Below are 14,727 nucleotides of genomic sequence, written 5' to 3'. Positions count from 1 at the left end.
ATGCTGAAAAAGATTACCCGACGCCGATTTGTCTCTTCTTTATCCGTCCTGGCTGCCATGCCGCTGCTGTCGCCTCGCGCTGTGCGGGCGGCAACCGGGAAGACGGTTTCTGTCGATCGCTACAACAATAACGACTGGATCGCCGCCTTTAAGCAGGCATTTGCCGAGGGCGATACCGTTGTGGTTCCCGCCGGGTTAACCTGTGAAAACATCAATACCGGCATTTTTATTCCTGATGGCAAAACTCTGCTGATCCGCGGTACGCTGAAGGGCAACGGCCGCGGGCGGTTTGTGCTCCAGGAAGGCTGTAAGGTCATTGGGGAAGGAGAGGGGCGCACGCATAACATTACGCTGGACGTGCGTGGCTCCGACTGTGTCATTAAAGGGCTGGCGATGAGCGGCTTCGGCCCCGTCACCCAGATCTACATCGGCGGTAAAAAGCCGAGAGTGATGCGTAACCTGCTTATCGATCGCATTGCCGTGAGCCAGGCCAACTACGCCATTCTGCGCCAGGGTTTCCATAATCAGGTGGACGGTGCGCGCATTACCAACAGTAAATTCAGCCATTTGCAGGGTGACGCGATTGAGTGGAACGTGGCGATTAACGACCGCAATATCCTGATCTCTGACCACGTGATCGATAACATCAACTGCACAAACGGCAAGATCAACTGGGGGATAGGCATTGGGCTGGCTGGCAGCACGTACGACAATGACTATCCGGAACAGCAGACCGTTAAAAACTTCGTGGTGGCAAATATCACCGGCAGCAACTGTCGGCAGTTGGTCCATGTTGAAAACGGTAAACACTTTGTTATCCGTAATATCAAGGCCAGCAATATTACTCCCGACTTCAGTAAAAAGGCCGGAATTGATAACGCAACGGTAGCTATTTATGGCTGTGATAATTTCGTTATTGATAATATCGATATGGTGAACAGCGCCGGAATGTTAATCGGGTATGGCGTGATCAAGGGCGATTATCTGTCGATACCGCAAAACTTCAAACTTAACGATATTCGCCTGGATAACCGACAGCTTGCCTATAAGCTGCGCGGGATACAGATTTCTTCCGGCAATGTCACCTCGTTTGTTGCCATCACCAACGTCAACATGCAGCGGGCAACGCTTGAGCTGCACAACAAGCCCCAGCACCTTTTCTTGCGTAATATCAACGTGATGCAGGAGTCAGCGACGGGGCCAGCGCTTAAGATGAACTTCGACTTGCGCAAAGACGTGCGTGGGAAGTTTATGGCCAAAAACGAGACGCTGTTGTCGCTCGCGAACATAAAAGCGGTTAATGAAAAGGGGCAGAGTTCGGTGGATATTGATCGGGTCGATCAACACGTGGTGAATACGGAACGGTTGAATTTTGCGCTGCCGCACAGGTAATCCTACAGCCTATTTTGCGACTATTCCTGGTACGGAATCGCGATCTATTCAGATTACAACTACTGTAATTTGTGGTGGGGTGACCTAGGATTACTTCATATTTACGGCAAAACATGCTGGCGAAAACAGGTTTAAAAGCTATAATTCGTCAACCATTTTAAGGTGGAAGAAATAATGATTAATTTGAAAGCAGTCATACCGGTAGCGGGTTTGGGCATGCATATGTTGCCCGCCACAAAGGCCATTCCTAAAGAGATGCTGCCGATCGTTGACAAGCCGATGATTCAGTACATCGTCGACGAGATTGTTGCTGCGGGGATCAAAGAAATCGTTCTGGTGACGCACTCTTCTAAGAATGCCGTTGAGAACCACTTCGACACCTCTTATGAACTCGAGGCGCTGCTTGAGCAGCGTGTTAAGCGCCAGCTTCTGGCAGAAGTTCAGTCTATCTGTCCTCCTGGCGTGACCATCATGAACGTGCGTCAGGCGCAGCCGCTGGGTCTGGGCCACTCAATCCTCTGCGCGCGCCCGGTGGTGGGTGATAACCCGTTCATCGTGGTTCTGCCGGACATCATTATTGATACCGCTTCCGCCGATCCGCTGCGTTACAACCTGGCGGCAATGGTGGCACGTTTCAATGAAACGGGCCGTAGCCAGGTGCTGGCGAAACGTATGAAGGGCGATCTCTCTGAGTATTCTGTTATTCAGACTAAAGAGCCACTGGAGACAGAAGGGCAGGTGAGCCGTATCGTTGAGTTTATCGAAAAACCCGATCAGCCGCAGACCCTGGACTCTGACCTGATGGCAGTCGGCCGTTATGTGCTGAATGCGGATATCTGGGCTGAACTGGAAAAAACCGAGCCGGGCGCCTGGGATCGTATCCAGCTGACCGATGCGATTGCTGAGCTGGCGAAGAAGCAGTCGGTTGATGCGATGCTGATGACCGGCGATAGCTATGACTGCGGTAAGAAAATGGGGTATATGCAGGCCTTTGTGAACTATGGCCTGCGTAACCTGAAGGAAGGGGCGAAGTTCAGAAGCCGGATTGAGAAGCTGCTGGCTAACGACTGATAGTCCTGCCAAGGCCTGAACAACGGCAGTTACCATTTTGGGATGTTGAGACATTACCAAAGTGATAACTGCCGTTTTTTGTTATTAATTTTAATGATTACATACGGTTATCTGATTCAAATCTCAGCAGCTTTCTAGCGATTTGTGCTTGTTTCTCTGGTCGTTTAGGACGACAATTAACGCCTGTTTTTGTCTGTAACCAGACAAGCAAAATCATTAATCAAACATCGCTCAGTGCACTGGTAGCTGTTAAGCCAGGGGCGGTAGCGTGCCTGGCATTTACAATTGAATTTTAAACGAACAGTTGTGAACGAGACAGTTTCACGCAAATCTGCACTACGTGCGGGCGTAAATATCAGATTGAGCGGATAGGGGATGTCAATGAAAGTAATGGTGACGGGCGGGACCGGGTTTCTTGGAACTGCTTTAGTCCAGGCGTTGAAGTCATCAGGACACGAGGTGATATTAACAACGCGCAAGCAGGAGAACCCTGAACAGGGCATTTACAACCTGGGTGATATCTCAGCCAATACCAACTGGTTAAATCTCCTGCAAGGATGCGACACTGTCATTCATACCGCAGGAAGGGCGCATATCCTTAATGATGATGCTCAGGACGCTTTAGCGGAATTTCGCCGTGTCAATCACGACGCAACGATGAAATTAGCGAGCGATGCTGCGACCAGCGGAGTTAAACATTTTATCTTTGTAAGCTCAATCGGCGTTAACGGTAATGGCACCTCAGGGATCCCATTTACTGAAGCCTCGGAGCCACTGCCCACCTCTGATTACGCCATTTCCAAGCGAGAAGCCGAGCAGAGTCTGCTTAATCAATTTGCAGAAAGTGATATGGCGATCACCATTGTCCGTCCTGCATTGATTTGTGGTGAAAATGCACCGGGTAATATACAGCGCCTTTTAAAACTGGTTTCTAAAAACCTACCGTTGCCATTTAAAAATGTCAGGAACAAGCGAGCGCTGGTGTCTCTGGATAATGTCGTCAGTTTCATCAACGAATGCGTGGTAAATGAGAAATCCAAAAATCAACTCTATTTACTCGCAGATGTGGAACGACCTTCTACAGCAGATATGATTAATGCCTTTGCTTCAGGAATGGGCATTAAAGCGAAACTGGTCTCTTTCCCAACGGGTATCTTCAGGTTATTGCTTTCTTCTGTTGGTAAACGAGGTATTTACGATCAGCTGTTTGGCGATCTGGAAGTCGATGCCTCTAAATCCCGGGAGCATTTAAACTGGACGCCCCCGATAACGCTTTATGAAACGATGAAAAAAACGGCGAAATATTATATCGAAGGTAATAAATAATGACGAATTATGGGATTGTGATATTCGCTTTTTTAGCCTCCTGCGCACTGACTTGGGGATTGCGGGGGTATGCAATAAAGCATAATGTTATTGACCGCCCAAACCAGCGAAGCTCTCATTCTGTGCCCACCCCACGAGGTGGAGGAGTAGCAATCGTCCTGACGCTCCTGGTCGCTTTGGTAGGATTTTATTTTAACCATACGCTTACGTTCGACAGCTTCCTAGGTTTATTTGTTCCAGGTGTAATTGTCGCCATCATTGGTTTTCTTGATGATCATGGTCATATTGCGGCACGATGGCGTCTATTAATGCATTTCCTGGCAGCAGCAATTGGCATTTATTTCCTGGGATCCTTTCCTGTAATTACGCTGTTTGGTTACGATCTTTCTTTATCCTGGATTGGTATGATTCTCGGCTGTGTATATCTGGTCTGGATGCTAAACTTATATAATTTTATGGATGGGATTAATGGCTTAGCCAGCGCTGAAGCAATAACATTCGCCGCATGTAGCGCAATGTTGATTGTTGTAAACCAGTACACGGACGCGCCTGGAAGTATTTATCCGCTGACGCTTGCCCTAATCGGTGCCGCCGCCGGTTTTATTGTCTGGAATTTCCCGAGAGCAAAAATCTTCATGGGGGATGCCGGGAGTGGTTTCCTGGGGATAACTCTTGGACTGATGATTCTCCATATTGCGAAAGCAGATACGCATTTCTTTATTGCAGAATTATGTTTGCTGGGCGTATTTATCGTCGATGCCACGACAACGTTATTGAGGAGGCTCGTAGCAGGTAAAAAGGTCTATGAAGCACATGCCAGCCATGGCTACCAAATCCTCGCAAGAAAATATGGCAGCCACGTTCCGGTGACATCATTGGCAATTGCCGTCAATCTGCTGTGGCTTTTCCCCTTCGCCTTTTTTATTGCCTCAGGCAAAATTGATGGTGTTGTGGGGCTGCTCATCGCCTGGTTCCCGCTTCTCGTTGTTGCACTGAAATGTGGTGCAGGAGTTAAAGACAAAGAGAGCAACGTCAATGCATGACTTATTGATTTTGGGCGCGGGTGGTCATGGCCGTACGCTGTACGAGACAGCGAGACTGCTGGGATATAAGGATATCGTTTTCCTCGACGATAATACCTCTGCCTGCCAGGAAATTAATCAGCTGATTATTGGAAAAATTTCCGAACTACAGTTACATATTGGTAAGGTCAGTCATGTCGCTATTGGCATCGGAAACAATAAAGTCAGAGAGCAGCTCTATCAGCAACTGCTCGGCTTAGGTATTCATCCTGTAACGCTTATACATCCCTTTGCATTTGTCAGTCCATCGGCGACCCTTGCTGAGGGAACTGTTGTGTTAGCGGGAGCTGTAGTGGGTGCCAACGCAAAATTAGGTTTGGCGACGATTGTGAATAGCCACTCGACAATAGATCACGATGCCATTCTTGGTGATTTCGCTCATTTAGGTGTTGGTGTCCATCTTGCGGGCAGCGCTGTGATTGGGAAAGCAGCGTTTCTCCAGGCGGGGACAGTGGGCGGTTATAATACTAAAGTAGACGATTACTCAGTGTGTCCTGCTGGTACTATTTTATAAACTGAATGCAAGCTTTAGTGAGGCGACCAGTTTTGAGTATGCTAAATTATTTAATATCTTTACCACGACCAATAAAACGTATTATCACACTCTCTATCGATGTTGTGCTTCTGTTGTGCGCATTTTGGTTTGCATTTTGGGTGCGTATTGATTCAATGACTCCATTATATAGTACGGAGCATTGGCTTTTTATTTTCTCAATTATTTTAGTTACTCTGGCAATATTTGTTAAATTAGGACTGTATCGGGCGGTAATTCGTTATATTACTGCCAAGATATTATTGGTCGTAACGATGGGGATGGTCATATCGTCCATTTTACTTATTATCGCAGCCTTCTATACCAACCTCTATTTGCCGAGGACGATTCCTTTTATCTATTTCTCATTCGGTCTACTGTTTATTGCCGGATCACGGCTTGGGATGAGAATGTTGGTGAATCGTGGGTTGAATCTGGGCACTCGGGTAGTTATTTATGGTGCAGGTGCATCCGGTCGTCAATTACTGCCTGCGCTGAGTCAGATGGACGAATATTACCCCGTTGCTTTTGTCGATGATAACCGTGCCCTGCAAGGTCAGGTGATTCACGGGGTAAGCGTTTTTGCGCCAGAAAAACTGCCCTGGCTGGTTGAGAAATACGAAGCGAAGAAAATTCTGCTGGCCATGCCAAGCGCAAGCCGGGCAAGAAAGAACGAAGTCATTAAAACACTGGAAGGTCTGCCGTGCGAAGTGCTCTCCATCCCGGGAATGGTCGATTTGGTGGAGGGGAAGGCAAGTATTGATTCCTTACGTAAAGTCGTTATTACAGACCTGCTGGGCCGCGATCCTGTCTCACCCATTCCGGAACTGATATCGCGTAATATCAACGGGAAAACAGTGATGGTTACCGGAGCAGGGGGGTCTATAGGGTCTGAACTATGTCGACAGATAATTAAAAATAAGCCAAACCAGCTTATACTTTTCGAACTGTCCGAATTCTCCCTCTATTCCATTGATTCCGAACTGCGTAACCTGAATCTGGGTCAGGATTTTAAGGTTAAAATCTATCCGATCCTCGGAAACGTTCAGGATAAAGAGCATCTCGAAAGGTTAATCAGAGCATTCAACGTCGACACAATTTATCATGCTGCGGCGTACAAGCATGTACCGCTTGTCGAGTTCAACGTACTTGATGGCGTGCGCAATAATATCTTTGGTACGTTGAGCTGCGCTCAGGCTGCGGCAAGTTGCGGTGTTGAAAACTTTGTTCTGATTTCGACTGATAAAGCCGTTCGCCCTACCAACACCATGGGGGCGACCAAGCGCATGGCGGAGCTGGTGCTGCAAGCGCTGGCGAAGGAATCCAGTAAAACCTGCTTCAGTATGGTTCGTTTCGGCAACGTGTTAGGCTCATCAGGCTCAGTTGTGCCGTTATTTGAAAAACAGATTGCTGCAGGTGGACCGGTGACGCTGACTCACGAAGATATCACGCGTTACTTTATGACCATTCCTGAAGCGGCTCAATTGGTTATCCAGGCGGGAGCCATGGGCACGGGCGGCGATGTTTTTGTTCTGGATATGGGGGAACCCGTCAAGATCATCGACCTTGCGCACCGCATGATTACGTTGCAAGGGCTTACCGTTCGCGATGATAAAAACCCTTATGGTGATATTGCGATAAAAACAACGGGTCTGCGGCCTGGTGAGAAACTGTATGAAGAGTTGCTTATCGGCGACAATGTATCAGTTACGCAGCACCCGCGTATCAGGACTGCTAACGAGGTGATGTTGCCGTGGAGTGAGATGAGCATTATTCTCCGTGACCTCGACAACGCCTGCTGTCAGTTCGACTACGAGCGCGTGCGAGAGATACTTTTACAGGCACCTGCAGCATTTAATCCAACCGACGGTATCTGCGATTTACTTTGGAATGTAAAGGTAAGTTGAAATAGCAGATTGTCAGTTTCTACGCCCTGGAGGCCTATCGAAAGTTACCAGGGCGACAGCAACTAATTAATTGTTTCTGATAACATTAAGAGCGAAATAAACGTGAAAATTCTGGTCACTGGTGGAGCAGGCTTTATTGGGTCTGCGGTGGTACGACACATTATTAATGATACGCAAGATTCTGTTATTAACGTCGATAAACTGACTTATGCAGGGAATCTTGAATCGCTGGCCGAAGTCTCGAACAGCGAACGCTATCATTTTGAACATGCCGATATCTGTGACAGCAATGCCATGGCGCGTATTTTTGCAGAGCACCAGCCGGATGCGGTGATGCACCTGGCGGCCGAAAGCCACGTTGATCGCTCGATCACCGGCCCGGCAGCCTTTATCGAGACTAACATTGTTGGCACCTATGTACTGCTGGAAGCAAGCCGCCAATACTGGTCAGCGTTAGATGCTGATAAAAAAGCGTCTTTCCGTTTCCACCATATCTCAACAGATGAAGTCTATGGCGATCTTCCGCATCCGGATGAAGTGGCCAAGGGAGCTGAACTGCCGCTGTTTACTGAAAAAACGGCCTATGCCCCAAGCAGTCCCTATTCTGCTTCTAAAGCGTCCAGCGATCATTTGGTCCGTGCCTGGCTGCGTACCTATGGTTTCCCTACCATTGTGACTAACTGTTCTAACAATTACGGTCCATATCACTTCCCGGAAAAACTTATCCCGCTGGTCATTCTCAATGCGTTGGAGGGTAAAGCCCTGCCTGTTTACGGTAAAGGAGACCAAATCCGCGACTGGCTGTACGTAGAAGATCACGCCCGTGCCTTATACACCGTAGTAACCCAGGGCAAGATTGGCGAAACCTATAACATCGGTGGTCACAATGAGAAGCAGAACCTTGATGTGGTAAATACCATCTGCTCATTGTTGGATGAAATCGTGCCGAAGGAAGGTTCCTATCGTGACCAGATAACATATGTGGCTGACCGCCCGGGTCACGATCGCCGTTACGCAATTGATGCAGAGAAAATTGGTCAGGAGTTGGGCTGGAAGCCTCAGGAAACTTTCGAAAGTGGTATTCGTAAAACCGTAGAATGGTACCTGGCGAACACAAAATGGGTAGAGAACGTGAAAAGCGGCAGCTACAAATCCTGGATTGAAGAAAACTACGGGGATCGTGCGTAATGAACATCCTGTTGTTTGGCAAAACAGGGCAGGTGGGCTGGGAGCTACAGCGTGCTCTGGCACCTCTGGGTCATTTGATTGCGGTTGACGTCCATTCGCAGGAGTATTGCGGTGATTTCAGCAACCCTGAAGGCATTGCAGAAACGGTGCGCCGCATTAAGCCTGATGTCATCGTCAACGCGGCCGCGCATACCGCCGTCGATAAGGCCGAGTCAGAACCCGAATTTGCTCAGTTGCTGAATGCCACGAGTGTGGAGGCGATTGCCAAAGAGGCCCAAAAATTGGGGGCCTGGGTTGTTCACTACTCTACTGATTACGTATTCCCGGGTAATGGCGATACGCCGTGGCTTGAAACGAACGCCACAGCGCCGCTTAATGTGTATGGTGAGACCAAACTTGCTGGTGAAAAAGCGTTAAGTGAAAATTGTTCACGCCATTTGATCTTCCGGACTAGCTGGGTTTATGCCGGTAAAGGGAATAATTTTGCGCGTACTATGCTGCGACTGGCAAAAGAGCGTTCTGAGCTGTCTGTTATTAACGACCAATTTGGGGCCCCTACGGGTGCTGAGTTATTAGCAGACTGTACGGCTCATGCTATTCGGGTTGCCCTGAATAAACCTGAAGTGGCAGGGACTTATCATCTGGTTGCCAGTGGTACAACAACCTGGTACGACTATGCCTCTCTGGTATTTGATGAAGCGCGCAAAGCAGGAATTGAACTGGCATTAAAGCAGCTTCATGGAGTGCCGACCAGCGCGTACCCTACGCCTGCAAAACGTCCGGCAAACTCCCGCCTCAATACGTTAAAGTTCCAACAGAATTTCAACCTCGTACTGCCTCAGTGGGACGCGGGAGTTAAGCGTATGCTGACTGAGTGGTTCACAGCAACAGCAATTTAATAATGATCGGGATGCCTGGGTATGGGCATCCTATGACTATAGAGATGATGAAATGAAAACGCGTAAAGGTATTATTCTGGCGGGTGGCTCTGGTACTCGTCTGTATCCAGTGACCATGGCTGTTAGTAAACAATTATTGCCTATTTATGATAAGCCGATGATTTACTATCCGCTTTCAACGCTGATGCTGGCAGGTATTCGAGATATTTTAATTATTAGTACTCCGCAGGATACACCGCGTTTTGAACAACTTCTGGGTGATGGAAGCCAGTGGGGGCTGAATCTCCAATACAAAGTCCAGCCAAGCCCGGATGGATTAGCCCAGGCCTTTATCATTGGCGAAGAATTCATTGGCAACGATCATTGCGCCCTGGTGTTGGGGGATAACATTTTCTATGGTCACGACCTTCCTAAATTGATGGATGCCGCGGTTAATAAAGAAAATGGTGCAACGGTCTTTGCCTATCACGTGAACGATCCTGAGCGTTACGGTGTTGTCGAGTTTGATAAAAGTGGTACCGCCATCAGCCTCGAAGAAAAACCGCTGGAACCGAAGAGTAATTATGCGGTTACGGGACTCTATTTCTACGATAATAGTGTCGTTGAGATGGCGAAGAATTTAAAACCGTCAGCACGTGGTGAACTGGAAATCACGGATATTAACCGTATTTATATGGAGCAAGGAAAGCTTTCCGTGGCTATGATGGGCCGTGGCTTTGCCTGGCTTGACACAGGGACTCACCAGAGCCTGATTGAAGCGAGTAACTTCATTGCAACCATTGAAGAACGCCAGGGGCTGAAAGTGGCTTGTCCTGAAGAAATTGCCTATCGTAAAGGCTTTATTAATGCTGAGCAAATAGCTCTCTTAGCAAAGCCATTAGCAAAAAATAATTATGGCAAATATCTTCTAAAAATGATTGATAAAAAAATATAATAATCAATTTTCTCAAATATTATAAAGTAGTATTGCTCTGTCACATTTCTCACATGAACATGTGAATGAATATTTAAATCGGACAGAATTACTATATTTAAGCAGCAGTGAGGAAGTGTGGGGATTATATGCATTTTAGTGTGTTAATGTCGCTCTATGACAAGGAAAAACCTTCCTATTTGGAAGAATGTTTTGACAGCCTGGCAAATCAAACGGTTAAAGCGGATGAAATCGTTCTTGTTTATGATGGCCCTATCAACGAAGCATTATGCACAGTGGTCGATAGATGGTCAATGTCATTACCTATCAAGATCGTCGCATTAAAAAAGAACGTTGGGTTAGGACAAGCGCTGAATGAAGGAATGAAACATTGCACCTATGATTATGTCATGCGGATGGATACGGATGATATATGCCAACCAACTCGTTTTGAATTACAATCTGCATTTATGGAGTTAAACCCTGATATTGATATTTCAGGAAGTTGCATCCGCGAGTTTATAGGTGATAAAAACAATATAGTATCAGAAAGAAAGGTTCCACTTACTAATAAAGAAATTAAAAAATTCGCAAGACATAAAAATCCTTTTAACCATATGACTGTCATTTTCAAAAAATCCAGCGTCCAGTCTGTTGGGGGATACCAGCACCATTATCTTATGGAAGATTATAATTTATGGTTGCGGTTACTAGGGGCAGGATTCAGAGCGGGCAACTTGGACGAATCATTGGTATTGGTCAGAGTCGGAGCTGATATGTTGGTTAGGCGACGCGGAATTAAGTATGTTTCAAGTGAGTATAAACTTGCTCGAATGAAAAGAATGACTGGTTTTCAGAATATATTGTCGTCTCACTACTATTTTATTTTGAGAAGCATTCCACGATTATTGCCATTATGGGCGCTTAAGCGAATATATAATATTACACGAAAATAGAGACTCACTCTGCGAGTTACTGATATTGATAGAGGCTATAATGAAAATTTCTAATACTTCGCTCAGTGGTGTTTTGATTATCGAACCTCGAGTGTTTCATGATGAAAGAGGCTATTTCTTTGAGAGTTTTAACGAAAAAAACTTCAAAGAAAATATAGATCCAAACGTCATTTTTAAACAAGATAATCAGTCAAGATCTTCTAAAGGGGTTTTACGGGGGTTGCACTATCAAGAAGCACCTTTTGCCCAGGGAAAACTGGTTAGATGCGTTACAGGGCAGGTTTTTGATGTAGCGGTTGATATACGCAAAGAATCTCCAACATATGGGCAATGGGTGGGTGTTATTTTATCAGAAGAGAATAAAAAGCAGCTTTGGATCCCAGCTGGATTTGCACACGGTTTTTTAACTTTAAGTGAGCATGCAGAATTTCTTTATAAAACTACCGATTATTATTCTCCAGCACATGAACGTTGTATAAAATGGGATGATAAGGACTTGAATATAGAATGGCCAAAAATGGAATACATCATTTCTGAGAAAGATCAGAACGGTTCAACCTTTGCTTCATTAAACGTTCAAGGTAAATAATGAAAATCAATTTTATCCCACTTCAAAAGCATGGTGATGATCGTGGTTCATTGGTCGCCTTAGAAGAAGAGAATAATATCCCTTTTAGTATTAAAAGAGTTTACTACATCTTTGATACTAAAGAAGGTGTTCGTAGAGGTTTTCATGCGCATAAAAAATTAAAACAAGTTGCGATCGCCGTAAAAGGTTCTTGTCGTTTTCTGTTGGATGATGGGACAGAGAGGATAGAGGTTGTTTTGGACAATCCAGCGCAGGGGCTTCTCATTGAGTCATGTATTTGGCGTGAGATGTATGATTTTTCGAGCGATTGCGTTCTGATGGTATTAGCTGACTGTCATTATGACGAAAATGATTATATTCGTGATTATGACGATTTTTTAAAGCAAGCAAGATAAATATTACAGGTTTAATATGATTAATTTTCTGAATTTAAAAGAAGTAAATGCCAGATACAATGAAGAACTTAAAAATGCCTGCGCTAAGGTGATTGATTCTGGCTGGTATATTATGGGTGAGGAATTACAAAAATTTGAGAAGGATTTCTCATACTTCTGCGATGTTAAACATACAATTGGTGTAGCTAATGGTTTAGATGCACTCATTCTCATTTTTAGAGCCCTAAAAGAATTAGGAAAGCTAAAAGATGGTGATGAAGTTATCGTTCAGGCTAATACCTATATAGCATCGGTTCTGGCGATCACTGCGAATAATCTTAAACCTGTACTTGTCGAGCCCGATGCGGATACATTCAATCTCTCACCTCAGAATGTTCGCTCCGTCATCACAGAGAAGACAAAAGCGATATTGCCAGTGCATTTGTATGGACAATTGTCTCCAATGCCTGAAATCATGGAGATTGCAAAAGAATTTGATCTACTCGTCATCGAAGATAGTGCCCAATCTCATGGGGCAAATATTAATGGTAAAAAATCTGGGAACTGGGGTATAGCGTCAGGGTTTAGTTTCTATCCAGGAAAAAATCTGGGTGCTCTGGGCGATGCGGGTGCAATCACTACCAATGATGATGAATTAGCAGATGTACTCCGTGCTTTAAGAAATTATGGTTCTCAGAAAAAATACGAGAACCTTTATCCTGGAGTTAATAGTCGCCTTGACGAGATTCAGGCTGCAATGCTATCTGTTAAACTAAAATATCTTCCTCAAGAAACTATTCGCAGACAAGAGATTGCAAAAATTTATATCGAAGGGATCTCTAATAGTTTGATCACAGTGCCGACAGTAACCTTTGACTCTGCACATGTTTGGCATCTATTTGTTGTGAAGTGCGAATACAGAGAACAGTTACAGGCATGGCTGACAAAAAATAATATTCAATCATTAATTCACTATCCAATACCACCTCATAAGCAAAAAGCATATGAGGAACTAAACGGTATGAGTTTGCCTGTGACGGAAAAAATTCATAATACTGTATTATCTATACCTCTTGATCCAACAATGTCAAACCTTGAGGTGGAAAAAGTTATCGATGCTTTAAATGAATTTACTGTATGAAAAAGTTGTTAAAGGTTACGGCAATGACAGGGTCATTAACATTATTAAAAATGTTAATTGGCTTTATAATTGCTAAAGTAGTCGCGATCTACACTGGGCCATCAGGTATGGCCCTTTTAGGCCAAATACAAAGTCTGGTAAATGCATTTAATGGTGTTATTAACGCACCCGTTTCAAATAGCGTGATACGTTATACCGCTGAGCACCATGAAGATGGCTATGAAGCATGTAGCCCATGGTGGCGAGCTGCTTTATTTTGGATGTTAGCATTATATATCATTTTACTGCCAATTGGATTATTTTTAAACCACTATCTATCACAATGGTTATTTGGTGGGGCTGAATATCAATGGGTTATTTATTTGGCAGTATTCGTTTTGCCCTTTACCGCTATTGGGACCTTAGTCAATTCTGTCATAAATGGACTGCAGAATTATAAACTCTATGTCTTTTTGGGAATAGTTTCTGTTTCTGTTTCTGGTGCGGTTATGACAGCGCTAATCATTAGATGGAATATAGATGGTGCTCTGATAGCCGCAGCTTTGCAATCGGCATTGATAGGCATTTCACTGATTGTTATGAGCATTAAGCAGCCATGGTTTAGATTCAGCCTATGGTTTGGTAATATTGATAAAAAAGCATTGGCTGACACGTGGGGATATATTGTGATGGCAATCATCACTGCTATCGCCATGCCGGTGGCATTGATGCTTATTAGAAACTTGCTGGTAGCTAATGAAGGATGGGCCGCTGCTGGGATGTGGCAATCCGTGTGGAAAATATCAGAAGTGTACTTGGGGGTATGTACCATGGCGCTTAGTGCTTATTATCTCCCGAGATTGTCTAAAATAAGTGATTATTATTCGATTAAACTTGAGATTTGGAATACAGCCAAAATAATAATACCGATTGTAATAATTATGGCCGTTACAATTTATTTGTTACGTGATGTAGTCATAACTGTTTTATTCACTGAGCAATTCAGGAACGCAAGAGATTTATTTGGCATTCAACTTATGGGGGATGTTGTTAAAATAGCAAGCTGGCTTTATGCATTTCCTATGATAGCTCGGAATGCAACAAAATGGTTTGTTGCAAGTGAGGTGTTTTTTTCTGCAACGTTGGTTGTGCTGAGTTATTATTTTATCCTGCATTTTGGAATTCAGGGCGCCAATATAGCTTACTTATTGAACTATACTCTCTATTTTATTTTTGTTGTGACAAATTTAAAAAGAATTTCTAGCTGAGTAAATCTACTTATGGACAATGGCCAGTTTTTAGATCTGTTATACTCGAACCTCACGTTATATTTGTCTTTGTTGGGTCTGGTTTTCATAATTTATTATGCATGGTTTGG

14 protein-coding genes are annotated in these 14,727 nt (G+C 44.8%); all 14 read left to right on the top strand.

The genetic code is table 11. The features are described from left to right. The 14 genes from wcaM (at window position 1) to ACQG1Y_RS14800 (ending at window position 14,617) form a co-directional block, all read left to right on the top strand. On the top strand, window positions 1-1,392 hold the full coding sequence (wcaM, locus tag ACQG1Y_RS14865; protein WP_368740592.1) for a colanic acid biosynthesis protein WcaM: 1,392 nt from the start codon (window positions 1-3) through the stop codon (window positions 1,390-1,392). Window positions 1,393-1,566: 174 nt separating this feature from the next. Beyond that, window positions 1,567-2,463 carry a GalU regulator GalF gene (gene galF, locus ACQG1Y_RS14860; RefSeq protein ID WP_017383282.1) on the top strand — a complete coding sequence of 299 codons (897 nt, stop codon included), beginning with the start codon at window positions 1,567-1,569 and terminating at the stop codon, window positions 2,461-2,463. A 375-nt stretch (window positions 2,464-2,838) separates the two neighbouring features. Then, entirely contained in the window at window positions 2,839-3,789 is a 951-nt protein-coding gene (locus tag ACQG1Y_RS14855; protein ID WP_368740591.1) for an NAD-dependent epimerase/dehydratase family protein, read from the top strand. Continuing rightward, window positions 3,789-4,832 (top strand): MraY family glycosyltransferase, encoded by a 1,044-nt coding sequence (locus tag ACQG1Y_RS14850; RefSeq protein ID WP_063134482.1) that lies wholly within the window; start codon window positions 3,789-3,791, stop codon window positions 4,830-4,832. The genes ACQG1Y_RS14855 and ACQG1Y_RS14850 overlap by 1 nt, the downstream gene beginning before the upstream one ends. Beyond that, window positions 4,825-5,385: a hypothetical protein gene (locus tag ACQG1Y_RS14845; protein WP_022648623.1), complete on the top strand. Its 561-nt coding sequence runs from the start codon at window positions 4,825-4,827 to the stop codon at window positions 5,383-5,385. The genes ACQG1Y_RS14850 and ACQG1Y_RS14845 overlap by 8 nt, the downstream gene beginning before the upstream one ends. Window positions 5,386-5,423: 38 nt before the next feature. Continuing rightward, complete coding sequence (locus ACQG1Y_RS14840; RefSeq protein WP_368740601.1) at window positions 5,424-7,310, top strand: polysaccharide biosynthesis protein; 1,887 nt, start codon at window positions 5,424-5,426, stop codon at window positions 7,308-7,310. A 102-nt stretch (window positions 7,311-7,412) separates the two neighbouring features. Then, entirely contained in the window at window positions 7,413-8,498 is a 1,086-nt protein-coding gene (gene rfbB / locus ACQG1Y_RS14835) for a dTDP-glucose 4,6-dehydratase (RefSeq protein ID WP_069733087.1), read from the top strand. Further along, window positions 8,498-9,397 (top strand): dTDP-4-dehydrorhamnose reductase, encoded by a 900-nt coding sequence (gene rfbD / locus ACQG1Y_RS14830; protein ID WP_368740590.1) that lies wholly within the window; start codon window positions 8,498-8,500, stop codon window positions 9,395-9,397. The genes rfbB and rfbD overlap by 1 nt, the downstream gene beginning before the upstream one ends. 52 nt (window positions 9,398-9,449) lie before the next feature. Further along, a complete protein-coding gene (gene rfbA / locus ACQG1Y_RS14825; protein WP_414234677.1) occupies window positions 9,450-10,331 on the top strand; it encodes a glucose-1-phosphate thymidylyltransferase RfbA in 882 nt (293 codons plus the stop codon). A gap of 128 nt (window positions 10,332-10,459) precedes the next feature. Continuing rightward, window positions 10,460-11,266 (top strand): glycosyltransferase family 2 protein, encoded by an 807-nt coding sequence (locus ACQG1Y_RS14820; protein WP_280027850.1) that lies wholly within the window; start codon window positions 10,460-10,462, stop codon window positions 11,264-11,266. A gap of 40 nt (window positions 11,267-11,306) precedes the next feature. After that, a complete protein-coding gene (gene rfbC / locus ACQG1Y_RS14815; protein WP_069733083.1) occupies window positions 11,307-11,855 on the top strand; it encodes a dTDP-4-dehydrorhamnose 3,5-epimerase in 549 nt (182 codons plus the stop codon). Further along, a complete protein-coding gene (locus ACQG1Y_RS14810; protein ID WP_032623965.1) occupies window positions 11,855-12,250 on the top strand; it encodes a sugar 3,4-ketoisomerase in 396 nt (131 codons plus the stop codon). Before rfbC ends, ACQG1Y_RS14810 begins: the two co-directional genes overlap by 1 nt. Before the next feature lie 16 nt (window positions 12,251-12,266). Continuing rightward, window positions 12,267-13,370 carry a DegT/DnrJ/EryC1/StrS family aminotransferase gene (locus ACQG1Y_RS14805; RefSeq protein ID WP_368740588.1) on the top strand — a complete coding sequence of 368 codons (1,104 nt, stop codon included), beginning with the start codon at window positions 12,267-12,269 and terminating at the stop codon, window positions 13,368-13,370. Beyond that, complete coding sequence (locus ACQG1Y_RS14800) at window positions 13,367-14,617, top strand: O-antigen translocase (protein WP_032623967.1); 1,251 nt, start codon at window positions 13,367-13,369, stop codon at window positions 14,615-14,617. The genes ACQG1Y_RS14805 and ACQG1Y_RS14800 overlap by 4 nt, the downstream gene beginning before the upstream one ends. Window positions 14,618-14,727 lie beyond the last annotated feature (110 nt).

This window comes from Enterobacter cloacae complex sp. 397G4, from assembly GCF_050031515.1.
GTDB lineage: Bacteria > Pseudomonadota > Gammaproteobacteria > Enterobacterales > Enterobacteriaceae > Enterobacter > Enterobacter hormaechei_C.
The sequence above is the reverse complement of the archived record's forward strand: the minus strand, read 5'-3'. Positions and strand labels throughout refer to the sequence as shown.